General features: G+C 60.4%; 18 protein-coding genes. 15 read left to right on the top strand and 3 right to left on the bottom strand.

All coding sequences use genetic code 11. The features are described from left to right. The first annotated feature begins 193 nt into the window (after window positions 1–193). From ACQY1J_RS18430 to ACQY1J_RS18415, 4 genes are all read left to right on the top strand, one after another. Window positions 194–1987: an acyl-CoA dehydrogenase C-terminal domain-containing protein gene (locus tag ACQY1J_RS18430; RefSeq protein WP_184654110.1), complete on the top strand. Its 1794-nt coding sequence runs from the start codon at window positions 194–196 to the stop codon at window positions 1985–1987. A 196-nt stretch (window positions 1988–2183) separates the two neighbouring features. Next, a complete protein-coding gene (locus tag ACQY1J_RS18425) occupies window positions 2184–3392 on the top strand; it encodes an acetyl-CoA C-acetyltransferase (protein ID WP_062453885.1) in 1209 nt (402 codons plus the stop codon). Between the two features lie 2 nt (window positions 3393–3394). Then, entirely contained in the window at window positions 3395–3778 is a 384-nt protein-coding gene (locus ACQY1J_RS18420) for a cupin domain-containing protein (protein WP_062453884.1), read from the top strand. Between the two features lie 15 nt (window positions 3779–3793). Continuing rightward, window positions 3794–6007 carry a 3-hydroxyacyl-CoA dehydrogenase NAD-binding domain-containing protein gene (locus tag ACQY1J_RS18415; RefSeq protein WP_430250521.1) on the top strand — a complete coding sequence of 738 codons (2214 nt, stop codon included), beginning with the start codon at window positions 3794–3796 and terminating at the stop codon, window positions 6005–6007. Between the two features lie 72 nt (window positions 6008–6079). Here ACQY1J_RS18415 and ACQY1J_RS18410 read toward each other — a convergent pair whose 3' ends face one another. Together ACQY1J_RS18410 and ACQY1J_RS18405 are read right to left on the bottom strand one after the other, a co-directional pair. Next, window positions 6080–7324, bottom strand: a complete 1245-nt coding sequence (locus ACQY1J_RS18410) for an OpgC family protein (protein WP_092663621.1) — start codon at window positions 7322–7324, stop codon at window positions 6080–6082. A 206-nt stretch (window positions 7325–7530) separates the two neighbouring features. Then, window positions 7531–11052: a PAS domain-containing hybrid sensor histidine kinase/response regulator gene (locus ACQY1J_RS18405; protein WP_430250520.1), complete on the bottom strand. Its 3522-nt coding sequence runs from the start codon at window positions 11050–11052 to the stop codon at window positions 7531–7533. 187 nt (window positions 11053–11239) lie between these two features. On the opposite strand from ACQY1J_RS18405, the gene mscL reads away from it, so the two are divergent. The 7 genes from mscL (at window position 11240) to ACQY1J_RS18370 (ending at window position 17889) form a co-directional block, all read left to right on the top strand. Beyond that, a complete protein-coding gene (mscL, locus tag ACQY1J_RS18400; protein WP_062578996.1) occupies window positions 11240–11683 on the top strand; it encodes a large conductance mechanosensitive channel protein MscL in 444 nt (147 codons plus the stop codon). Between the two features lie 124 nt (window positions 11684–11807). Next, on the top strand, window positions 11808–12983 hold the full coding sequence (locus tag ACQY1J_RS18395; RefSeq protein ID WP_062578998.1) for a pyridoxal phosphate-dependent aminotransferase: 1176 nt from the start codon (window positions 11808–11810) through the stop codon (window positions 12981–12983). Between the two features lie 164 nt (window positions 12984–13147). Next, a complete protein-coding gene (gene galE, locus ACQY1J_RS18390) occupies window positions 13148–14182 on the top strand; it encodes a UDP-glucose 4-epimerase GalE (protein WP_062453878.1) in 1035 nt (344 codons plus the stop codon). A 120-nt stretch (window positions 14183–14302) separates the two neighbouring features. Then, window positions 14303–15070, top strand: a complete 768-nt coding sequence (locus tag ACQY1J_RS18385; protein WP_062579000.1) for a polysaccharide deacetylase family protein — start codon at window positions 14303–14305, stop codon at window positions 15068–15070. Between the two features lie 170 nt (window positions 15071–15240). After that, complete coding sequence (locus ACQY1J_RS18380; RefSeq protein WP_062453876.1) at window positions 15241–15444, top strand: KTSC domain-containing protein; 204 nt, start codon at window positions 15241–15243, stop codon at window positions 15442–15444. 171 nt (window positions 15445–15615) lie between these two features. Further along, a complete protein-coding gene (locus ACQY1J_RS18375) occupies window positions 15616–17376 on the top strand; it encodes a putative bifunctional diguanylate cyclase/phosphodiesterase (RefSeq protein ID WP_162237961.1) in 1761 nt (586 codons plus the stop codon). 117 nt (window positions 17377–17493) lie between these two features. After that, window positions 17494–17889 (top strand): RidA family protein, encoded by a 396-nt coding sequence (locus ACQY1J_RS18370; RefSeq protein ID WP_192087554.1) that lies wholly within the window; start codon window positions 17494–17496, stop codon window positions 17887–17889. An 18-nt stretch (window positions 17890–17907) separates the two neighbouring features. Here the strand turns inward: ACQY1J_RS18370 and ACQY1J_RS18365 are convergent, their stop codons facing one another. Next, window positions 17908–18771: a MurR/RpiR family transcriptional regulator gene (locus ACQY1J_RS18365; RefSeq protein WP_430241046.1), complete on the bottom strand. Its 864-nt coding sequence runs from the start codon at window positions 18769–18771 to the stop codon at window positions 17908–17910. A gap of 136 nt (window positions 18772–18907) precedes the next feature. Here ACQY1J_RS18365 and ACQY1J_RS18360 point away from each other — a divergent pair, with 136 nt between their 5' ends. The 4 genes from ACQY1J_RS18360 to ACQY1J_RS18345 all read left to right on the top strand — a co-directional run bounded on the left by ACQY1J_RS18360 (window position 18908) and on the right by ACQY1J_RS18345 (window position 24408). Further along, on the top strand, window positions 18908–19996 hold the full coding sequence (locus tag ACQY1J_RS18360; protein WP_430251988.1) for a D-TA family PLP-dependent enzyme: 1089 nt from the start codon (window positions 18908–18910) through the stop codon (window positions 19994–19996). A gap of 365 nt (window positions 19997–20361) precedes the next feature. Next, window positions 20362–21843, top strand: a complete 1482-nt coding sequence (locus ACQY1J_RS18355; RefSeq protein ID WP_430250519.1) for a M81 family metallopeptidase — start codon at window positions 20362–20364, stop codon at window positions 21841–21843. 62 nt (window positions 21844–21905) lie between these two features. Continuing rightward, window positions 21906–23435 (top strand): ABC transporter substrate-binding protein, encoded by a 1530-nt coding sequence (locus ACQY1J_RS18350; protein WP_430250518.1) that lies wholly within the window; start codon window positions 21906–21908, stop codon window positions 23433–23435. A 31-nt stretch (window positions 23436–23466) separates the two neighbouring features. After that, window positions 23467–24408, top strand: coding sequence for an ABC transporter permease (locus tag ACQY1J_RS18345; RefSeq protein WP_062454882.1), 942 nt, complete (start codon window positions 23467–23469; stop codon window positions 24406–24408). Window position 24409 lies beyond the last annotated feature (1 nt).

The following is a 24409-nucleotide window of genomic DNA, read 5'->3' as shown; positions in this document are numbered from 1 at the left end:
CGGCGGGCGCGACTTCCTCGGCAGTGCAGGCGAAAGCACCTATTAGGTGATGCTAACGCCGGGTCAAAATCGGCTCGCGATATGAGACTCCAACTGTTTGACGTTTACGCGAACGTCAATTAAGTAAGTGCAGGAGACGACGGGCTGCGATGCCCGGGAGGAAGCGTCAGGCTAATCTGGAGGATGGATAACGATGCCCGTCTATAAGGCACCGGTAAACGATACACTTTTCGTTCTGAATGATGTGCTCGGCTTGGAGCGTTACGGCAACCTGCAGGGTTTTGCCGATGCGACGCCCGACATGATCGAGGCGATCATCGGCGAGGCGGCGAAAGTAGCCGAAGAGGCCCTGTTCCCGATCAACCTTTCCGGCGACCGGGAAGGCTGCACCCGCAACGACGACGGCACTGTTTTGGTGCCCAACGGCTTCAAGCAGGCCTATGACCAGTATGTCCAGGGCGGCTGGATCGGCCTGGCCGTACCGGAAGAGTTCGGCGGCCAGGGCCTGCCCTACACACTGCATGCCGCCGTCGGCGAATACATGTCGTCGGCCAACATGTCGCTGATGATGTATCCCGGCCTGACGCAAGGGGCGATCGCCGCCATCCTCGTCCACGGCACGGACGAGCAGAAGGCCACCTATCTGCCCAACATGGTCGGCGGTAGTTGGTCGGGCACCATGAACCTCACCGAGCCCCATTGCGGCACGGATCTCGGTCTGCTGCGCACCAAGGCGGTGCCGCAGGATGATGGCTCCTACAAAATCTCCGGTCAGAAGATCTTTATCTCCGCCGGTGAACACTCGATGACCGACAATATCGTGCATCTGGTTCTCGCGCGGATCGAGGGCGCGCCTGAAGGCACCAAGGGCATCTCGCTGTTCATCGTGCCGAAGTTCATGGTGGGCGAAGACGGTTCGCTCGGGGCCCGCAACGGCGTCTCCTGCGGTGCGCTCGAAGAAAAGATGGGCATCCACGGCAATTCCACCTGCGTGATGAACTACGACGATGCCACGGGCTATCTGATCGGGGCCGAGAACAAGGGCCTCTCGGCCATGTTCGTGATGATGAACGAGGCCCGCCTCGGTGTCGGTCTCCAGGGCCTATCGATCGCCGAGACCGCCTATCAGAATGCCGTCGCCTATGCCAACGAGCGTATCCAGGGCCGTTCGCTTTCGGGCGCGAAAGCGCCGGACAAAAAGGCTGACCCGATCATCGTCCATCCGGATATCCGCCGCTCGCTGATGACCATCAAGGCCTTCAACGAGGCCGGCCGCGCCTTCGTTTTGTGGACGGCACTGAAATCCGATATCGCCCATCGCTCTCAGGACGAAGCGGAACGCCAGAACGCGGACGATCTCCTCGGTCTTGCCACGCCGATCCTCAAGGGCGTGCTGACCGACAAGGGTTTCGATCACGCGGTCATGGCCCAGCAGGTCTTCGGCGGCCACGGCTATATCGAAGAATGGGGCATGAGCCAGTATGTCCGCGATGCCCGCATCGCGATGATCTACGAAGGCGCCAACGGCATTCAGGCGCTCGATCTGGTCGGTCGCAAGCTGGCCCTCAACGGTGGCCGCGCCGTCATGGCCATGTTCAAGGAGATCGGTGATTTCTGCGAGGAAAACCGTGGCGACGAGGCGATGGTTCTCTACACCAAGGGCCTCAAGAAGGGTCTGAACGACCTGCAGGCCTCGACCATGTGGTTCATGCAGAACGCCATGGCCAAGCCCGACAATGCCGGTGCCGGCTCGACCGACTACATGCACCTGTTCGGCCTCGTCACGCTCGGCTACATGTGGGCGAAGATGGCAAAGGCAGCTCAAACCGCATTGGCCGCCGGGGACCCGCGCGAAGACTACTTGAAAGCAAAGCTCGTCACGGCGAAGTTCTATATGGAGCGTATCATGCCGGAAACCGCGTTGCGCAAGGTGCGCATCGAGGCCGGCGCCGACACCATGATGGAACTGGCCGCCGAGGCGTTCTGAGGCGTTGATTACCCCCTCTGGCCTGCCGGCCATCTCCCCCACAAGGGGGAGAAAATGTGTGGCGACTGCTCGTCCCGATTGAACATCGGCGGTGCGGCGGGATAAACCCTCCCTCTTGTGGGGAGGGTTTGGGAGGGGTCTTCTCTCCCGCAGTGAAACAAAGGCAATGTAATTTGCCACCAAGGGAGATGACACCATGACCGAAGTCTTCATTTACGATCACGTGCGCACGCCGCGCGGTCGCGGCAAGAAGGACGGCTCACTGCACGAAGTGCCGGCTGTCCGTCTCGCGGCAAAGACCCTCGAAGCCATCCGTGATCGCAACGGGCTCGATACGGAAACCGTCGACGACATCATCATGGGTTGCGTCGATCCGGTCATGGATAGCGGCGCCGTCATCCCCAAGGCCGCAGCCTTCGAAGCGGGATATTCGACCCGGGCACCCGGCATGCAGATCTCCCGTTTCTGCGCATCGGGCCTTGATGCCGTCAATTTCGGCGCCGGCAAGATCGCAGCCGGATCGGACGACATCGTCATTGCCGGCGGTGTCGAGTCGATGTCGCGCGTCGGCATGGGCATGTCTGGCGGCGCCTGGTACATGGACCCTTCGGTCAACTTCCCGTCCTACTTCATGCCGCAGGGCGTCTCGGCCGATCTCATCGCCACGAAATACGGGTTCTCCCGCGATGACGTCGATGCCTATGCCGTCGAAAGCCAGAAGCGCGCCGGAAAAGCCTGGGATGCCGGCTACTTCAAGAACTCGGTGATCCCGGTCAAGGATCAGAACGGTCTCACCATTCTCGACCGCGACGAGCATATGAGGCCCACCACCGACATGCAGGCCTTGGCCTCGCTCAATGCCTCGTTCCAGATGCCCGGCGAAATGGGCGGTTTCGAAGCTGTCGGCATTCAGGCGCATCCGGAAATCGAAAAGATCAACTACGTCCATCACGCCGGCAATTCGTCTGGCATCGTCGATGGCGCTGCCGCCGTCCTGATCGGCTCGAAGGCCGGCGGCGAAAGCATGGGCATCAAACCCCGTGCCCGCATCCGTGCCTTTGCCAATATCGGCTCCGATCCGGCCCTGATGCTGACCGGCCCAGTCGACGTCACCGAAAAGCTGCTGGCCCGCACCGGCATGACGATTGCCGATATCGACCTGTTCGAACTCAACGAGGCCTTTGCCGCCGTCGTGCTGCGCTACATGCAGGCCTTCGACATTTCCCACGACATCATCAACGTCAATGGCGGCGCGATTGCCATGGGTCACCCGCTCGGTGCCACCGGCGCGATGATCCTCGGCACCGTCCTCGACGAACTGGAACGCCGCGATCTCAACACCGCATTGGTCACGCTCTGCATCGGCGCCGGCATGGGCACCGCGACCGTCATCGAGAGGGTCTGATCGTGAGCTTCAATACGGGTACAATCGAAGATGAGTTTGCGCATGTTGACGACCACTGGTCTCCACGCGTCATTGCCGATCTCAACGGACAGAGCGTGAAGGTCGCCAAGGTCAAGGATCATCTGACCTGGCATTCGCATCGCGACGAGGACGAACTGTTCCTCATCTGGAAGGGCGAACTCACGATCGAATATCGGGACCGGCCGCATGTCCATATGAAGGCAGGCGACTTCCATGTCGTTCCGAAGGGCGTCGAGCACAATCCGGTCGCGGCCGATGAGTGCTGGATACTCTTGTTCGAACCGTCCGAGACGAAGCATACCGGCGATGTCGTGGTCGAAAAGACCAGGACGTTGGAAACCCAGCGCAGCCATTTGTCGGCCTGATAGGGGAGGAACCCAATGACCTACACCAACTTCACCATCGAAACCGACGCGGACGGGATTGCTGTCGTCACCTGGGATATGCCGGGCAAGTCGATGAATGTCTTTACCGCCGAAGTGTTGGAAGAACTCGACGCGATCCTGAAGGCAACCGTCGCGGATGCCGCCATCAAGGGCGTTGTCTTTACCAGCGGCAAATCCTCGTTTTCCGGCGGTGCCGACCTCACCATGATCCGCGGCATGTTCTCCATGCTGCAGGAAGCGACCGCACAGGACCCTGCCACCGCCAAGCAGAAGCTGTTCGAGGTTGCAGGGCAAATGACCTGGCTGTTCCGCGCCATCGAAACCAATGGCAAGCCCTGGGTATCGGCCATCAACGGCACCTGCATGGGCGGCGCTCTCGAGCTGTCGCTGGCCTGCCACGGTCGCGTCGTCGCCAATTCCAAGTCGGTCAAGCTTGCGCTGCCTGAAGTCAAGGTCGGCATCTTTCCGGGCGCCGGGGGAACGCAGCGCGTCTCGCGCCTCACAGATGCCCAGTCCGCCCTGCAGATGATGACGACCGGTCAGACGCTGACGCCGCAACGCGCCAAGGCGATGGGTCTCGTGCATCAGATCGTCGAACCCGATCAGCTCGTGACCGCTGCAAAGCAGATGATCAAGGATGGCTTGAAGCCCGTCGCTCCCTGGGACGAAAAGGGCTTCAAGGCACCCGGTGGCGGTGTCTGGACGCCACAGGCTGCCCAGCTCTTCCCGGCGGCTCCCGCGATCCTGCGCCGTGAGACGGCAGGCAATTATCCGGGCGCGCTCGCCATCCTCAAATGCGTCTATGAGGGGCTTCAGCTGCCCTTCGATACGGCGCTCAAGGTTGAGCAGCGCTATTTCACGCAGATCCTCGGCACCACCGAAGCCTTCTCGATGATCCGTTCGCTGTTCATCTCGATGCAGGAACTGGGCAAGGGCGCCCGTCGTCCGGCAGGCGTTCCAAAAAGCGAGTTCAAGAAGGTCGGCGTGGTCGGCGCGGGCTTCATGGGTGCCTCGATCGCTTATGTGACCGCTGCCGCCGGCATTCCCGTCGTGCTGATCGACCAGAGCCAGGAAGCAGCCGACAAGGGCAAGGCCGTTTCCGAAAAGCTGGTGGCCGACAGTGTCTCTAAGGGTCGCCTGACGAAGGAGGAGGGCGAAAAGCTCCTCTCGCTCGTCACCGCCACGCCGGACTATTCGACACTTGCCGATGCCGATCTCGTCATCGAGGCGGTGTTCGAAGACCGCAAGGTCAAGAAGGCCGTGATCGAAGCGGTCGAAGCCGTCATTCCGGAAACCACGATCTTCGCTTCGAACACCTCCACCCTTCCGATCTCGGGCCTCGCGGAAAACTCCAAGCGTCCGGACCAGTTCGTCGGCGTGCATTTCTTCTCGCCGGTCGAAAAGATGATGCTGACCGAAGTCATCCTGGGCGAAAAGACGGGCGACAGGGCACTTGCCGTGGCGCTGGATTTCGTCGGCAAGATCAAGAAGACGCCCATCGTCGTCAACGACACGAGAGGCTTCTTCGTCAACCGCTGCGTCTTCCGCTATATCAACGAAGCCTATGACATGCTGGCCGAAGGCGTGCCGGCAGCCATGATCGAGAATGCCGCCAAGATGGCCGGCATGCCGGTCGGCCCGCTGTCTCTCAACGACGAAGTGGCCGTCGATCTCAGCCAGAAGATCATGAAGGCCTCGATCGCCGATCTCGGCCCCAACTCGGTCAAGCCGGAACACATGGCGCTGATCGACAACATGGTCGATGTGCTCGATCGCCGCGGCCGCAAGAACGGCAAGGGCTTCTACGACTACCCCGCCAAGCCCGCGAAAAAATCGCTCTGGCCCGGCCTCAAGGATCTCTATCCGCAAAAGCCGGCCCGAGATGTCGACGTTACCGTGCTGAAGCAGCGCTTCCTCGTGACGATCGCACTGGAAGCCGCCCGCACCGTCGAGGAAGGCATCGTCACCGATCCGCGCGAAGCCGATGTCGGCTCCATCCTCGGCTTCGGCTTTGCCCCCTATACGGGTGGCACGCTGTCCTACATCGACGGCATGGGCGTGAAGACCTTCGTCGAACTCGCCGAAAAGCTGGCCGCGCAATATGGCAGCCATTTCAAGCCGACGCAGCTGCTCAAGGACATGGCGGCGAACGGAGAGACCTTCTACGGTCGGTTCGACCCCTATGCGAAAATCGGCCAGGCGGCCTGACGTCGCCATCAAGCGACCATGAAAAAGGGCGGCTTGGAGCCGCCCTTTTTTGTATGCGAACGATAGTCGTCTTTACCGGATGACCATCTGCTGGGGAACGCTCTGGGCCGCCGGCTTCGGCGACTTCAGGGTCTTCGCAGGTGCCGGCTCCGCCGTGCCGAGCAACTTGTCGCGCTCGCGCCATAGGGCAGGGATCGAGAGAAGGCCGACGGCGGTCAGTGCAATCGCAGTCTTCGTCCACTCGCCGAGTTCCGGCGTACGACCATCGAAGTAGTATACGAAGTAGACGATCGCGACGTGCCATACATAGACGTAGAGCGAGTGGCGGCCTAGCAGGCGCAGGTACCGCAGGGTGAACACCCAGGTCACGGCAGACGCGATGTTGCGCACCCAGTTTGCCTTGTGCTGCGGACCGGCAACGAGCAGCCAGGTGACGAGAAGACCCATCGCGGCGAAGTTCAGGAGATAGACCGGACCGAAATCGGCACGGATTTCCATCGAGGCGAACTTGCCGATCATGTAGGCCGGCATCAGCTCGTTGGCGGTAATCAGGCGCAGCGGCAGGAAGAACATCACCAGCACCAGCGCCACCTTGGGGATGAACGTGTTGTCGGGCGACAGGATCTTGCCCCAGTTGATCTTGCCGGACGAGGTCAGCGCACCGAGCACGAGGCCCGAGAAGAACACGATCTGCCAGCCAAACAGGTTGAACGAGACGCGGATGCCCTGATCGTCCGAACCCATGATCAGCTCGTTGATCGGGATCGTTGCGATCTGATGCAGACCCAGCTGTCCGGCCATCCACATCATGATCGAGGCGGCGACCACGTAGTGCCACTTGTCATCAAGCACCAGCTTGATCAGCATCGGTGCAAACAGCATGTAGACGATATACTGCGGCAGGATGTCCATGAAGGTCGGCTGGTATAGGAAGGTAGCGATCGCAGCGAGACGCAGCGGATCGTCGAAATTGGTGTAGCCAAGCCAGTTGAACCAGACCGAATAGGCCCCCGGCAGCAGCATCTGCGCCACCAGCACGGCGATCACGATGCCCATGGCATAGCGATAGAGCTCGAAGGCACGGCTGTAGATCGCAGTGCGACCGGCGGCATATCCGCCTTTCATCATCTTGCGGGCATAGACCATGCCGATCATCAGGCCGGACAGGAACACGAAGCCCTGCGCATCCTCGACAAAAGCAAGCTGATTGTGGTTGATTTTGACCAGGAAGTAGCCACCGGCAAATATCAGGTGGTTGAGAACCATAAATACAAGGAAATATCCCCGCATCCCGTCAATGATCTCGAATCGTTTCATCGGTCGCGGTCTCCGTCTCTACCGGTTCCGATGGCCTCGTGCCTTTCGGTCCGTAAGGCCTCTTCGGGCCGGGAAGTCACGCGCCTAAACGTCGCGACGCGCCGGAGAGTTCCGAGCGACACTCGCTTTGTATCTGACGTTCAGACATTTCAACCGTAAACAGTCTGTGATGACTATTCGATGAACAGCTTTTTAAGCAGTTTGCGTCATTCCGCCGCGAGACGCCGCAGACCGGCGATCTGGGTGAGGTAAGCGCGCAGCGCCGCCGGTCGCACCGGCTTGTGCTGCAGTGAAATGCCGTGTTTCTCAGCCTCGTTGCGCACATCCGCGGACCGATCGGCGGTGATGAGCAGGGCCGGAACATCGGCCTCGTAAGCGGCACGCAGCGACTGGATCGCCGCGATCCCGTCGCCGTCATCGAGATGATAATCGGCGATAATGATATCCGGCGCCGGCTCACCCGAACGGGTGATTTCGTCCAGCGCCGTGATGGACTGCGCTTCCCTGACCGTGCAACCCCAACCCGTAATCAACAGCGCCATCCCCTCCAGAATCTTCGGCTCGTTGTCGATGCACAGAACCCTCAGCCCGGTCAGCGGCTGCGAGCGTTTGCGCCGTTCAGGCCGCTCGGAGGCTTTCGCCGGTCGCGCGACCGATGCGTCGAGCGGCAGATCCACCCTGAAGATGGTTCCGCGACCGGGCCTCGATGCAAGCTGCACGGGGTGGTCGAGCACGCGCGAAATACGGTCGACGATGGAAAGACCAAGGCCGAGACCGGTTGCGGTTTTCGCCCCTTCGTCGAGTCTTGCGAATTCCTTGAACACGGTCTCGAACTGCGCTGCCGGAATGCCGATGCCGGAGTCGTGCACTTCGATCGATACTTGCCCGCCATGCCGCCGCGCGCCGACCAGAACCTTGCCGCTGATTGTGTATTTGATCGCGTTGGACACCAGGTTCTGCACCAGCCGGCGCAGGAGATTGGCGTCGGAGCGAACCCTGAGTGAGGTCGGCATCACCACGAAGGTCAGGTTCTTCTCGCGCGCCATCGGCTCATAGTCGGTCGCGATTCGGCGCAACAGGTCGTCGAGGGCGATGGTTTCAAGCTGCGGCTTCATTGCGCCGGTGTCGAGCCGCGAAATATCCAGTACCGCCCCAAGGATCGCCTCAACCGATTCGAGCGCGGAATCGATGTTGCGCACCAGCGGACCGTTGCGGTCGGCAGGCGTCATGCGCTCGACCAGTGCGGATGAGTACAGCCGCGCGGCATTGAGCGGTTGCAGGATATCGTGGCCGGCAGCGGCAAAGAAACGTGTCTTGCCGATATTGGCTTCCTCGGCCTCGGCACGCGCCTGGCCCAGTGCATGGTTGACGCGGGTCAGCTCTGAGGTGCGCTGTGTCACCCGCTGTTCGAGCGTTTCATTCGCCTGTTTCAGCGCCTTTGCCGCCGCAACACGGTCGGAAATGTCGGTGAAGGTTGCAACGATGCCGCTATCCGGCATCGGGTTGGTGCGCACTTCGATGATCCGCTCGCCGCTTGCAACGACAAGCGAGAACGACGCATCCAGCGTCTTGAACCGGTTGACCACATCCGCCTGTTCGTCTGCAGGAATGTCACCCCGGTCCGAAAGCATCGCCACGATTTCTGAGAGCGGAAATCCGACCTGTCCGACCTGGTCGGGAAGGTCGAGAAGATGGCGAAAACGTCGGTTCCAGATCGTCAGCCGGTCGGCACTGTCGAACACGGCAATTCCCTGGTCCATCTGCGAAAGCGCCGTCTGCAGCATGTCCTGGTTATACTGCAGGGCTTCGCTCGCCTGATCGAGCAGGAAGGCGGTGTCGGCGCTGGCATCCTCGGCCTTCTGCAGGATCAGCGACAAGACAAGCCGTGCCGAAGAAGAACCGATCGCGCTTCCCAGCAGCTGTTCGGAGAAATGCACCAGCGCCATATCGGCCGGCTGGTCGTCCTCGAACCGGCGTCCCGCGGTGCGCTCATAATGGGAAAACGAACGCTGCATGCGCTCCTCGCCGAGATAGCGGGCTATCGTCGCCTTGAGGTCTCCCACGCTGACACGGGTCTTCCAGCCGCGGGTCGCAAACTCCGAGCGCAGATGCCGCTTGACGAAAATCCCGGCCTGCAAACGCTCCACCGGTCGCGGATTGCGTGACAGAGAGCCGAGCACGAAGGCCAGCATGTTGAGCGCCAGACTGAAGATCGTCGCGTTGACGAGCGGATCGGTTTCGGGACCGGAGAATATGCCGGTGCCGGGGATCAGGAAATTCAGCACGGCCGCGGCGATGTGGGAATTGTCCGGTCCGCCGAGGCTCGGCACGAACAACAGATAGGCCCAGGCCGCAAACCCGAGGCACATGCCAAGGATTGCGCCTCGGGCATTGGCCCTCCGCCAGATCAGCCCGCCGAACAGCGCGGGCGCCACCTGCGCGATCGCCGCAAACGCCAGAAGGCCGATCGAGGCAAGACCCGATTGGGTGTCCGCCATCCGGTAATAGCCATAGCCGAGAAGCAGCACGGCGAAGATCGCGAGCCGTCGGATATTGAGAAGTGCACGGGTGAAATCGGCACGACCCCCATGCGCCGAGCGTGCCGCCATCAGCTTGCGGCGCAGGAAAACGGGAATGATGATGTCGTTCGACACCATGATCGACAATGCGACGGATTCGACGATCACCATCGCGGTGGCGGCGGAAAAGCCGCCGATGAAGGTGATCAGCGTCACGACCGGCAGATTGCCGTGGAGCGGAAGCGTGAGAATGTAGAGGTCGGCATTGCCGGTTCCACCGAACGTGACCAGTCCGGCAATCGCCACCGGTAGGACGAACAGGTTGATCGCGACGAGATAGATCGGCAGCAGAAACGAAGCGACCTTGCGTTCCCGATCCGTGCGGTTTTCCACGACCGTCACATGGAACTGCCGAGGCAGAAGCAGGATGGCGAAGGCCGAGAGCAGTATCAAAATCAGCCAGCGGCTGAGGGGCGTTTCGTAGGACAGTGCCGAGGTGATCAGGAGGTTGTCGGCAGCCTTGGCCATCAGGTCTGCAGGACCGTCGAACAGCACGAACAGCACCGTCAGCCCAACGGTTGCAAAGGCGAAGACTTTGACGACGGATTCCATCGCCACTGCCAGGATCAGACCGTCCTGATGCTCCGTCGCATCCGTATGGCGTGTGCCGAACATGACGGCGAAACCGGCCATCAGCAGTGTCACGATCAAGGCCAGATCGATGAAATGCAGGTTGCCGCTGCCAATCCCGTAGTCGGAGGGATTGACCATCACGGCGACCGAACTCGACACGGCTTTGAGTTGCAACGCGATATAGGGCACGGAGGCCACCAGCGCGATGATCGCGACAATCATCGCGACAGTCGAATTCTTGCCATAGCGGGCAGCGACGAAGTCGGCGACGGAGGTCAGTTTCTCGGCTTTCGCGAGTTCAACGATGCGTCGGATCAGCGGCATGCCCAATGTCAGCATCAGGATCGGGCCGATATAGATGCCGAGGAATTCAATCCCGCGACGGGAAGCCAGACCCACGCCACCGAAATAGGTCCACGAGGTGCAGTAGATCGCCAGGCTGAGCGCATAGACCACGGGCCGGCCGATCTTCGGCACGCCCACGACGCGGCTTCTCCGGTCGCCATAACTTGCGACCGCAAACAGCAGCAGAATATAGGCGAAAGCGGCGACGATGATCACCCAGCCCGAAAGCATGTCTCCTCCCCGCAATGCCGCGACGCGGATGAGATTAGGTCAAAAGCAAGGGTTTGCAAATCGCCGCGGCATTGGCAAAAAGTCCAATGCCTGGTCATCTTTAAGTCTCTGTCTTTTTCACCTTTTCAGCAAGTGGTGATGCACTATGTTGGGGCGGATCAACAACCCGAGCAGCAGGGGTAATGCTATGTCCGTTGTTTCCGAATTCCGTTCCTTTATCGCCAAGGGCAATGTCGTCGATCTCGCCGTCGGCATCATCATCGGCGGCGCCTTTACCGGCATCGTCACATCACTGGTCAACGATCTCGTCATGCCGGTCGTAGGTGCCGTGACAGGCGGTGGCTTCGACTTTTCCAACTACTTCGTGGCGCTGTCGAGCGCGGTCACAGCGCCCTCGCTGGAAGAAGCCCGCAAGCAGGGCGCGGTCTTCGCCTATGGCAGCTTCATCACGGTCGCGATCAACTTTCTCATCCTCGCCTTCATCATCTTCCTCATGGTCAAGGGCGTGAACAAGCTCCGCGCCATGGAAGAAAAGAAGCCTGCGGATGCCACACCGGCCCCGCCGCCGGCCGATATCCAGTTGCTTTCGGAAATCCGCGATCTTCTGAAGACGGGTAACCCGATCCGGTAATCCAACCGCGTCAACAGATCGGCGATCCATCAAGAAAAACGATCGCCGATCCACGGATTGTCATGGGATTTTCCGAGTTCTCTGCGCTAAACAGAATTAAAGCATAGGGAAATGTTCAGGAACCATGTCGATCATTGCAAGTCTCAGCCCGCGCGCCGTCTCCACTCCCGAAAGCGGTATTGTCGAGATCATCAATCACGCCCGCGCCGGTGGCCGCCGCGACCTGATCCCGCTCTGGGCAGGCGAGGGCGATCTGCCGAGCCCGGATTTCATCAATCAGGCGGCATCGAGCGCGCTTCTGGGCGGTGAGACCTTCTATACCTGGCAGCGCGGGATTCCCGAACTGCGACAGGCACTGTCAGACTATTACACGCGTCATTTTTCAAAGACGCTGTCGTCAGAGCATTTCTATGTCACCGGCTCCGGCATGCATGCGATCATGATGGCCGTGCAGGCGATCGCCTCGCCGGGCGATGAACTGATCTACCTCTCGCCGACCTGGCCGAACATCATCTCCGCGATCGAGATTTCCGGCGCTTCCGCCATCGGCCTGCCGCTTGCCTTTACCGGCGGCGGCTGGTCTCTCGATCTCGACACGCTGGACGCTGCGATCACACCAAAGACACGTGGCCTTTTCATCAATACGCCCGCCAACCCGACCGGCTGGACGGCAACGCTTGATGATCTCCGAGACATTCTGACGCTCGCCCGCAAACATGGGATCTGGATCATCGCCGACGAGATCTATGCCCGTTACTACTACGGTGGTGCGGCAAGGGCTCCGTCCTTCCTCGACATCATGGAAGAGGGCGATCGGATCATCTTCGCAAACTCCTTCTCCAAGAATTGGTCGATGACCGGCTGGCGCATGGGCTGGCTGGTGGCCCCGCCGGAAATGGGGCAGGTGATCGAAAACCTCATCCAGTATTCCAATTCGGGCGTTGCCCAGTTCATGCAGCGCGGCGCGGTCGTGGCGCTGAACGAAGGCGATGGCTTCGTCAACGAGAACGTGGCCCGCGCCGTCGCCGGCCGCGATATCCTCTGCGATGCGCTGATCGCCACCAACCGCGTGCAGACGCTGAAACCGGATGGCGCGATCTACGCCTTCCTGAAGGTGGATGGCGTAACCGACAGCCGCCTGACGGCGATGGACATCGTCGACAAGATCGGCGTGGCGCTGGCGCCCGGTTCTGCCTTCGGAGAGGGTGGCGAACTGTTTCTGCGGGCCTGTTTTCTGCGCAATTCGGCCCATGTCGAAGAAGCCGCCGGTCGGTTGGCGGACTATATCAAGCGCCTCTAACCCCGCTCCATCACCGCAAAGAGGGCGGTCTGTAAAATTTTATCGATCGCCTGAACGCCGTGTTTTCCGTGTTCCGCGTTAAACCCGGCGGCCCCGCCCGGTGGTAAGGTTTGCTGAAGAACGGCTGTGTTTCTCTCTGCGAAAGAAAAAGCAGGGGCGAGAAAATGGCTGTTCTGGTCACGGGTGGTGCAGGGTATATCGGAAGTCACATGGTCTGGGCGCTGCTCGACGCTGGCGAGGATGTCGTCGTGCTCGACCGGCTGTCGACAGGCTTTCGCTGGGCGGTTCCGGACGAGGCGCGCTTCTATCTGGGTGATGTCGGCGATTCCATCATCCTCAAGCAGATCTTTGCTGAAAATGACATCGACGCCATCCTGCATTTCGCAGGCTCGATCGTCGTGCCACAATCGGTCGCGCATCCGCTGGATTATTACGAGAACAATACCGGCAAGACCCGCTTCCTGGCGGCAGCCGCCGTCGAAGCGGGCATCAAGCATTTTGTCTTCTCTTCCACCGCCGCCGTCTACGGCGATCAGAAGGATGACACGCCGGTTCTGGAAAGCGCGCCGACGCTGCCGAAAAACCCCTACGGTCAGTCCAAGCTGATGTCCGAACTGATGCTGCGCGATGCGGCTGCAGCCCATGATTTCCGCTTCGTCGCGCTGCGCTACTTCAACGTCGCCGGTGCTGATCCGCTTGGGCGCACCGGTCTTTCCACGGAAGGTGCGACGCATCTCATCAAGATTGCCTGCGAGGCGGCTCTCGGCAAGCGCCGCGGCGTCGATGTCTATGGCACCGATTATCCGACAGCTGATGGTACCGGTGTGCGCGACTACATCCATGTGACCGATCTGGTCGAAGCGCACTTGAAAGCACTGAGCTATCTGCGTCGTGGCGGCGAACCTCTGATCGCCAATTGCGGTTATGGGCGCGGCTATTCGGTGCTGGAAGTGCTCGAAGCGGTCAAGAAAGCCGGAGCCCGCGGGTTCGACATCAACTACGGCCCGCGTCGCCCGGGCGATGCAGCAAGCGTCGTCGCCAATGCGACGCTCGCCCGGCGCCTTCTTGAATGGACCCCGCGCCACGACGATCTCGATCTGATCGTCGAGACCGCAATCCGCTGGGAACGAGAACTGGGCGATCGCCGTCCGGAAAGCATCCGTGCGATCCGCACCCGGCTCGCGTCGGCGAGCTTCTGAGCGCAAGCATGATGCAGTGATGCGGCCGCATTGCTGATACGTGAGAATGCGCATGGTCGAATGGCGTGCAGGGGATTAAAAGCGGGATCCTGGAACAACCTGATCCTGCGGAAACTGACCATGCGCCTCTTGTCCACCGCCGCTATCCTGCTTTGCTGTCTTGCGCCTTTGGCGAAGGCAGACACTCTGGCGGTTCAGAAACTGGTCGAACCGCGTCTGACGGTGGCGCCTGCGGGAAATGCGAAACACATCCGTGTTGCCCTTACCTTCGATGCCTGCATGGGCAAGGCCGACGAGCGTATTCTGACCACGCTGGTTCGTGAAAGAATTCCCGCAACGATCTTCGTCACGTCACGGTGGCTGAAGCACAATCCGGAAACCGTCGCTGTTCTGCGTGAAAACAGCGATCTCTTCGAGCTGGAAAATCACGGCGAGAATCACATTCCCGCAGTCGATATTCCGGTCGCGATCTATGGCATACCGGCAGCAGGCTCGCCTGAAGCTGTCGGCCGCGAGGTGGGGAGAGGAGCCGACGCCATGCTTGCAGCCGGTCTTCCTAGACCGCACTGGTTCCGCGGCGCGACGGCAAAATATGATCTCTCGGCCATCCGGGAGATCCGGGCCATGGGTTTCAAGATCGCCGGCTATTCGCTGAACGGCGATGATGGCTCGCTCCTCGGCGCCGCGGCTGCCGAAAAGCGGATTGCTGCTGCCAAGGATGGCGATGTGGTGATTTCACACATCAACCAGCCGACTCATGCCGCCGGCGAGGGGGTCGCTCGTGCACTGGTTGATCTGAAAAACAGAGGCGCAGAATTCGTTCGCCTCTCTGATTTCGAGGCCTCAGGCGACCATGAGACGACCGCCAAGCTGCCTGGATTATTTTGAGGTGGATCGGGATCAGCCTCAAAAGTAGGGCTCGGAAATTGCTAGTTCCTCCGAATTCGATGTGAAAGCAACGAAGAGAGCGTGAGCATCTCGATTACTTAATTAAGCTTAAATTTTCTTGCAATTTTTATGCTGCACTGCATTATTGTCTCCGTTCAAGGAGTGCGATTATGCAAGCAGAGCTAAACTCATCTCTCTTCGATGCTGCTGCTTATGATGAAAGTGCAGAGCGTCTCCGGCTGTTCATGAAAAACGGGCAAATTCGCGAATTCGAGACGGTACCCGTGCAGGTGTTCCAGCAATTGGCAGGGTCCCGGTCGCCAGGACAGTATTACATCGAAAACATACGTTCCAAGTTCCCGATGTTCGGTTGATCGCCGAATCGGCGTTGCTCGGCGGTCGCGAACGGCCTGAGCTATCTCGCTGACGCGGATCGCCGGTGTTTAAAGGGTAGAGCTCCCTCATAATAACACGTGCACATTGTTTTAGTATTCGCTAAGTAATGGCTGTTATTGTCGTCGCCACTGATGTCGGCAGAGCAAGCCATGGAAAACAAACGCATCTGGACGAACAACGAACTGGACGACCTCCTGCGCCAGTTGAATGTTGCTTTGGAGGCTTCCGGTATCGGCATCTGGCAGCACAATCTGCGCAAGAACCAGACCCGGTGGGATGAGCAGCTACAGGAACTCTACGGTGTCCCGAAGGGTCCGACGGATGTGGTGTGGCTCGAATGCGTCCACCCAGACGACCGAGATGCCGCCAATGCGCATTTCGAAAAGGCAATCGAAAACCGCGAAGACTATGCGTCGCAGTTCAGGATCATCCGCCAGGATGGTTCCATTCGCCACCTTCGCTCACGCGCAAAGTTCTTCATCGACGGGAATGGCGAGCCATGCTTCGTCGGCGCGGAATGGGATGTCACCGACGATGTGATGCGAAGCCATCAACTGGCGGAAGAGCGGGAAGCCGCAGACCAGAGCCGGGCCGAAGCGCGCTATGCTGCTGACCACGACCACCTGACCGGACTTCTCAACCGCCGCAGCTTCGACGCGATATGTGCCAGCCTTGCAAAACGCGGTGAGCTGGATTTCGTGTCGCTGTGCCATCTCGACGTCGATAACTTCAAGGAAATCAACGACCGATATGGCCACGCCTGTGGAGATGTGGTCATCGCCCATGTCGCGTCGATCCTGAAGCAGGCAAGCCGCCCGGGAGATATCGTGGCGCGGCTGGGGGGTGACGAATTCGCCATCGTTTCGATGGACCGCGGCCTCAACGCGATGGAGAAGATCGTCGCCGAAATCCGCGCCGAGCTACAGTCACCCGTTCTTCTCAACGGCAAGAATGTCGTTGTCACCTGTTCGATGGGCGTGGCGCAAACCTCGGCGTCGGATGTCACCGGACTGCTCGCCTGTTCCGATCTCGCGCTCTATGAGGCCAAGAGAAACGGACGCAACCGCGCCGAATGGTTCTCGCCCGCCATGGCAGCCGCATCGATCGCCGAAAAACACATCCTCTACGAGCTGCGCAGCGCCATCACCAACGGCAATTTCGTGCCGTTCTACCAGGTACAGGTCGATGCCCGGACCCGCGCTATCAAGGGCCTCGAAGCGCTTGTGCGGTGGAAACATGGAGAAGAGCTGAAACCGCCCGGCGCATTTTTGCCGACTGCGGTGACGAACGGGTTGATCGACGAAATCGACGAAATCATGCTGCGCCTCGTCCTTGCCGACTTGAGGCGATGGCAAGCCGAGGGATTTGCTCTGCCGCGCGTGTCCGTCAACATGTCGGCCTCCCGCCTCTCCGATCCTGATCTCGAGGAAAAGCTCAAGCGTCTCGATATCCCGGCAGGCCAGGTGAGTTTCGAACTGGTCGAGACGATCTTCCTCGATGAGCTCACACCGGAGATCAGAGCCAATATCGATGCCATCCGGTCGCTTGGGATTGAAATCGAGATCGACGATCTCGGTTCGGGCCATGCCTCACTGCTCGGGTTGATCAAGCTTCGCCCGGACCGCGTCAAGATCGATCGGCAGCTCATCCTGCCCATGCTGGATGGCCTGCCCCAGCAGCGCCTGGTCGCCGCACTGGTCGATATCGCCCGGACGCTGGACATGGAAGTCGTCGCCGAGGGAGTCGAAACGCTCGGCCATGCGGACGTGCTGGCAAGTCTTGGCGTTGACCTGCTGCAAGGTTTTGCCTTTGGCCGGCCGGAGCCGGCACATGTCGTCGAGAAGCGCTTGGAGAAGCGCCATACGACGGCGCCGACCGGTTCGCGCGCGTCTTCGGCAAGGCGTCGCTGATATCCGAGCAGTTTTAACTACCGTAAATAATTTTCTCGTATTCCCCCGAGGTGCTGGAAATTCGCATCCAGGCAGTGCTAGATTCGCGGTCGGTGAAAATAAATTACGGAGAGCATCGTGAGTCACAAGAAAATCGAACGTCTCGCTGCGGCCGACGCACAGGCGGGCGGCCAGCGACGTCCATTCGCCAAGGCCGTGCGCGCCGGCGATTTCGTCTATGTGTCCGGCCAGGTGCCGACGGTGGATGGCGAAGTGGTGACCGGTGGCATCGTGGCCCAGACCGAACAGGTCGTTGCGAACATCAAGGACGTGCTTGCGCTTGCGGGCTGCACGCTGGCCGATGTCGTGAAGGTCAATGTCTGGCTCGACGATGCCCGTGACTTCTCCAGCTTCAATGCGGTGTTCCAGAAGCATTTCATCGATCATCCGCCGGCCCGCTCGACGGTACAGTCGCCGCTGATGGTCGATGCCAAGGTCGAGATGGACGTGATCGCCTACAAGCCGATCGACTGATTGTCGATATGCTGACCGTCAGTCTCCGAGAAGCTGGCGGTCGTCGCCGTCGCGGTTGCGCACCAGTTCTTCCTTGATGCTGCGCAGCGCCTTTAGCGCAATGTTGCGATCGGCATAGGCGACCATGTTGGCGAGGATGTCGATCGCAGCGAGATAGGCAAAGCGGGTCGAGGTGGGGCGGAAGATGTTCTTGCCCTCCTGCATGTCGATGGCGATCGTCAGGTCGGCCGCATCGGCGACAGGCGAGCCCCGCTGCGTCATCACGATGGTGGGAATGCCATGTTGACGCAGCAGCTTGAGGCATTGCACGAGACCCATGTCGCGGCCGGTATAGGACGATCCGAACACGACCGTGCCAGGCTGGGTCGCCGCCGAGATCATCAGGTTCATGTTGTGGTCGTTCGATGCATTGATGCGGCAGCCGAGACGAAAGAGGCGATTGTGCAGCTCGTTGACGACCATCGCGGAATTGCCGCTGGCACCGAATGCCTGGATGAAGTCGGCGCCGCGCAGCATCTGCGCCGCCTTCTCGATCGCGGCGAGATCGAGCTGCCGGTGCAGGTCGAAAAGAGCGTTCTGGGCTTTCGAGATGATGTCCTGGGCAACCTCTTCCACCGTCGCGGTCGGTGCTTCCGGTTTCAGATAGCGCAGGCCCACATAGGCCATCTTGGCCAGCTGCACCTTGAAATCGGAATAGCCCTGGCAGCCAAGCCGACGGCAGAACCTTGTCACGGTCGGCGGCGAAACTCCGGCGCGTTCGGCCAGGTCGCTGATCGAGGAATTGACCACGAAATCGACATTGGCGAGCGCAAACTGCGCCAGTTTCGCCTCCAGGCTCGAGAGCCTGCCGTCTTCGTCGGAAAGCGCGTGAAACAGATCCATCAGGTACTTTCCTCGAAGATTGGCGCAGACACGAAGCACGTCACGATCGTGAAAATGAATTTCACCAGTTCTTGCCCTGATAGCACAAAGCGGGCAAGCATCAACGAAACCAGCCATGCCCACAGAGGTTTACATCATGAACTATCCCTGGCCTGAACCCGGCACGCCACTCGATCAGATTGCAACGCCGATGCCTGTGATCGACGAGGATCAGCTCGCCGCCAATATTGCGCGGGTGCAGGCGTACTGCGATGCGCAGGGCAAGGCGTTCCGCCCGCATATCAAGACCCACAAGATCGCAGCCGTCGCCCGCCAGCAGATCGAAGCCGGTGCCGTCGGCCTCAACTGCCAGAAGGTCACCGAAGCCGAAGTGTTCGCCGATGCCGGTTTCGACGACATCCTGATCACCTACAATATCCTCGGACCCGTGAAACTTGCGCGGCTGAAGGCGCTGAATGCCCGCGTGTCAAAGCTTGCCGTCGTCGCAGATAGTGAAACGACCGTGTCGGGCCTGTCTTCAACGTTCGATGCCGATCGCCCGCTGACCGTCCTGATCGAATGCGATACGGGCGCAAAACGCTGCGGCGTGCAGACACCGGAACAGGCAGTGGCTCTGGCCGAAAAGATCGCAGCGGCACCCGGCCTGCGCTGCGGCGGCATCATGACCTATCCGGCCATCGGTGGCGCAGAGGCCGTCGAGGAGTTCATGGCAACCACCATGTCGCTTCTGTCGGAGAAGGGCATCGAATGCCCGGTGCGGTCCAGCGGCGGTTCGCCGGATCTCTTTTCGGCGCATCTGGTGCCCTCCGCCACGGAACACCGTGCCGGCACCTATGTCTATAACGACCGCAGCATGGTTCGCGCCGGTCACTGCACGCCCGATGATCTCGCCATGCATATCCTGGCAACGGTCGTGTCGAAACCGGCGCCCGACCGGGCGGTGCTCGATTGCGGCTCGAAGGCGCTGACCTCCGATCTGCTCGGCTTTTCGGATTACGGCTCACTCGTCGGCTTCGAGGGCGCGCGGATCGTGTCGCTGTCGGAGGAGCATGCGGTGGTCGATCTCTCGGGCTGTGCAGTGCCGTTTGCGGAGATCGGCCAGATCGTGAAGGTCGTGCCGAACCACACCTGCGTCGTTACCAACCTGTTCGACCGGATGGTGTTTCACCGGAACGGCATCGTGACGAGGGTCGAAAACGTCGATGCGCGCGGCACCGTCTGGTAACCGCCGGATCGATTGTCACTGGCGGAATGAAAATGGGGCGCCTGTTTCGGGCGCCCTTTTTCATGTTCGGAGCGCGAAATGCGGTGGAGGTGAAAATTTCCCCGAATTTAGACTTATAGAAAATAAATTACACAAATTGGTGCATATTCTTGAAATTCGTTGACTTCAGCCGGGTTTGACGCATTATGAAGAAAATAAATTACACCAAAATGGTGAGCGGGCGAACTGGACGAGAAACGGGACTGAGGTTTTCCGGAGCATGGCGTGCCTGCTCCGGCGATCGACAAAATTCAAGCAATAGGGGTGCTGGCGCTCGGTGACCGTGATGGGAGCCTGATGCCGTCGGACCTGTCCGGATAAGAAATATGCGCATCTTCACCGCCTCGCTGGCGACCGAGACCAACACATTCTCTCCCGTCCCGACGGATATGAACGCCTTTAAGGCGGCGTTCTTCGCCGGTCCGGGCGAGCATCCGGATACGCCGACGCTGTGCTCGTCAGTCGTGCCGATCCTGCGTCGCCGCGGCCGGGCGGAAGGTTTTACCGTGATCGAGGGCACGTCCTGCTGGGCAGAGCCCGCCGGCCTGATCCAGCGCCAGACCTATGAGGCGCTGCGCGACCTGATCCTTGCCGAACTGACGGAAGCGCTTCCCGTCGATGGCGTCGTGCTCGGTCTCCACGGAGCAATGGCCGCGCAGGGCTATGACGATCCCGAAGGTGATTTTCTGGCCCGTGTCCGGCAGATCGTCGGCCCGGATGTTCTGGTTGCTGCCGAATTCGATCCGCATAGTCACCTGACGGCGCTGCGTGTCGCCAATCTCGATATCATGGCTGCCTTCCTCGAATTCCCCCATACGGATTTCGAACAGCGCGGCGAACACGTGGTCGAGCTGGCGCTGCAGGCCTTGAAGGGCAAGATCAAGCCGGTCATCTCCACATTCGACTGCCGGATGATCACGATCTTCCCGACCAGCCGCGAGCCGATGCGCTCCTTCGTCGATCGCATGCAGGCAATGGAAGGCAAGGACGGCATCCTGTCGGCCTCGGTCATCCATGGCTTCATGGCCGGCGACCTGCCCGACATGGGCACCCGCATCGTCGTCGTGACTGACAACGACAAGGCCAAGGGCGATGCGCTGGCCGCATCCCTGGGACGCGAGCTCTACAGCCTGCGCCGGCAGACGGCGATGCCCATGCTTGATACCGAAGCGGGCCTCGACAAGGCCGTGTCGATCCGCGCGTCGCATCCCGGCGTGCCGGTAACGATTGCCGACGTCTGGGATAATCCCGGCGGCGGCGTGGCTGGTGATGCGACCTTCATCCTGCGCCGGATGATGGAGCGCGGCATGGACGATTTCGCCGTTGCGACGATCTGGGATCCGATTGCCGTCACCTTCTGCCAGGCGGCGGGAGAGGGCGCCGAACTCAGCCTGCGGATCGGCGGTAAATCCGGCCCGGAAGGCGGTGAACCGCTCGATCTGCGTGTCACGGTTCAAAGCGTGTTCGATGCGGGCTGGCAGAGCTTTCGCAACAGCCGCGTCACGCTCGGCAGCACCGCCGTCGTGCGCCCGGTCGGCACTCATATCGATATCGTGCTGATCACCAGCCGCACCCAGACCTACCAGCCCGACATCTTTGCCAATCAGGGCATCGATTTCGCGGCGAAATCCTATCTGCTCGTCAAGTCGACCAACCATTTTCACGCGGGCTTCCAGCCGGTCTCGTCTGAGATCGTCTATATCGCCGCGCCGACCTGTTACCCAACCAATCCCGCAACGACGCCGTACCGAAAAGCGAGCCTCGAAATATGGCCGCGCGTTGCCGATCCGCTGGGACTGGATGCCTGAATTTTCGACCGGACAGGAAAGCCGGCCGGGATTTGACCACTGAAGACAACAAGGGGATGACAATGAAAAAGAGTGCACTTGTTCTCATGACGCTGGCGGCATTGGCCGGCACCAGCAGCCTGGCGCTGACAAAGGCGAACGCCCAGGCAGGCGACGGCGTGCTGACGGTTGCGACGATCGGCGAGCCGCCGTCGCTCGACGTGATGCAGACGCCGACCGATATCGTGCTGACGATCGATCAGCACATTTTCGAAACGCTCTACACCTATGACGCCGAGTGGAAGTCCGTTCCGCTTCTGGCCGCTGCCATGCCGACGCTGTCGGAAGATGGCCTCACCTACAAGATCCCGCTGCGCGAAGGCGTGAAATTCCACGACGGTAGCGATTTCGATGCCAAGGACGTCACGGCGTCGCTGAAGCGCTGGATGACGATCAATTCCAAGGGCAAGCAGGTTGCCGGCGTCGTCGAAAGCATCGCGGAAGATGGCGACCATGCCGTCGTCATCAAGCTGAAGTCGCGTTATGCGCCGCTGCTCGCAACCCTGTCGCAGGCGTCTGTCATCCTGCCATCCGAAAAGATCGCCGATACGCTGACCGAATTCGTCGGCACGGGTCCTTATTCGCTGAAGGAACGCAAGCCCGACCAGTACACCCAGCTCGTCCGGTTCGATGGCTACAAGTCGCCCGAGGGTGAGCCGAGCAACTATGCCGGCAAGCGCGAGGCGATCGCCAAGGAAATCCGCTTCGTGCCGGTTCCGGACGCGAATACCCGCGTCGAAGGCCTCATCTCCGGCCAGTTCGATTTCGCCGACTCGCTGCCGGTCAGCGCCTATGAGCGCGTCGAAAAGAGCAGCAATGCCAAGCCCGTCATCTTCAAGAATGCCGGCTGGGCATCGATGAACATGAACATGAAGGAAGGCCTTCTGGTTAAGAAGGAACTCCGTCAGGCCGTTCAGGCAGCGCTCAACGCATCGGATATGATGCTCGCCGCTTTCTCCGATGACCGCTTCTTCAGCGTCGATGCCTCGATCTTCCCGGAAGGCTCCTTCTGGCACACCGAAGCGGGCGTTGCCCGTTACGGCGAAGGCGATCCGGAAGCGGCTGCAAAGCTTTTGAAGGCTGCCGGTTACGACGGCCAGCCGCTGCGCCTGATGACCAGCCGCCAGTATGAATTCCACTACAAGATCGGCGAAGTCGCCAAGGCCTATCTGGAAGCCGCAGGCTTCAAGGTCGATCTGCAGGTGGTCGACTGGGCAACGCTCACGACCCGTCGTGCCGATGCCAAGCAGTGGGACATCTTCATCACCCACTCCAACTTCCCGGGCGATCCGACGACGATCAACACGATCACCGACACCTATCCGGGCTGGTACGTCTCCGACCAGAAGACCAAGGCCGTTGCGACCTACATGGACGCCACGACCGACGATGCCAAGAAGACCGCATGGGACGCCATCCAGACGGTCATTTACGACGATGCGCCGCTCTACAAGGTCGGCAACTTCAATGGTGTTTCGGGTCTCGCCAACGGCGTTTCCGGTTACGAGCCAACCTACTGGCCGCATTTCTGGAACGTGAGCCCGAAGAAGTAAGCTGGATAACTAGGGACTGGCTATGGCAAGGATCGCACAGGCACTTTTGAAACGGCTGGGAGGCATGGCTATCGTGCTCGCCCTGGTCGTGACGGTGGTCTTCATCATCGTTCGCGTGACGCCTGGCGATCCTGCCGCTGTCATGCTGGGGTCGGATGCGACGCCGGAAGACATCGCGCAGCTGCGCACCCGCATGGGCCTCGATGCGCCCATGCTCGTCCAGTACGGCCAGTTCGTGCTGGGCATTCTGAAAGGCGATCTCGGTCAGTCCATCTTCTTGAACCAGCCGGTCACGACTGCCCTTGCCGCGCGGGCGGAGCCGACCTTCTTCCTCACCCTGTTCTCGATCCTGATCGCGGTTGCCATCGCGCTTCCCGTCGGCATTCTCTCCGCCGTCAAGCGCGGCACGATTTTCGACCAGGTCGTCGTGACGCTGACCATGGTTGCCGCAAGCGTGCCGAGCTTCTGGCTCGGGCTGATGCTGATCCAGATCTTCGCGGTCGGGCAGGGCTGGTTCCCGGCCTCCGGCTATGGCGGTCCGGGTACGCCGTTCTTCGAGCGGCTGCATCACCTCGTCCTGCCGGCCGTGGCACTCGGCGTCGTCAACTCGGCGCTCATCACACGCTTCACGCGCGCCGCAATGCTGGACGTTCTCGGCGACGATTACGTCCGCACGGCACGCGCCAAGGGAGCGGGCGAGGGCCGCGTTATCCTCAAGCACGCCTTGAAGAACGCGCTGATCCCCATCATCACCGTCATCGGCCTGTCGGTCGCCATGCTGGTCGCGGGTGCTGTCGTGACGGAAACCGTGTTCGGCCTTCCCGGCGTCGGCAACCTCGTCGTCTCGGCCGTGTTGCGGCGTGATTATCCGGTCATCCAGGGCGCGTTGCTCGTCGTTGCCGCCATCTACGTTCTCATCAACTTCATCGTCGACATGCTCTACATCATCGTTGATCCGCGGGTGCGCCTATGAA

The organism is Neorhizobium sp. DAR64860/K0K1 (assembly GCF_050500205.1).
Lineage (GTDB): Bacteria > Pseudomonadota > Alphaproteobacteria > Rhizobiales > Rhizobiaceae > Neorhizobium > Neorhizobium soli.
Note: the sequence above shows the minus strand (reverse complement) of the source record. Positions and strands in the feature narration are given on the sequence as shown.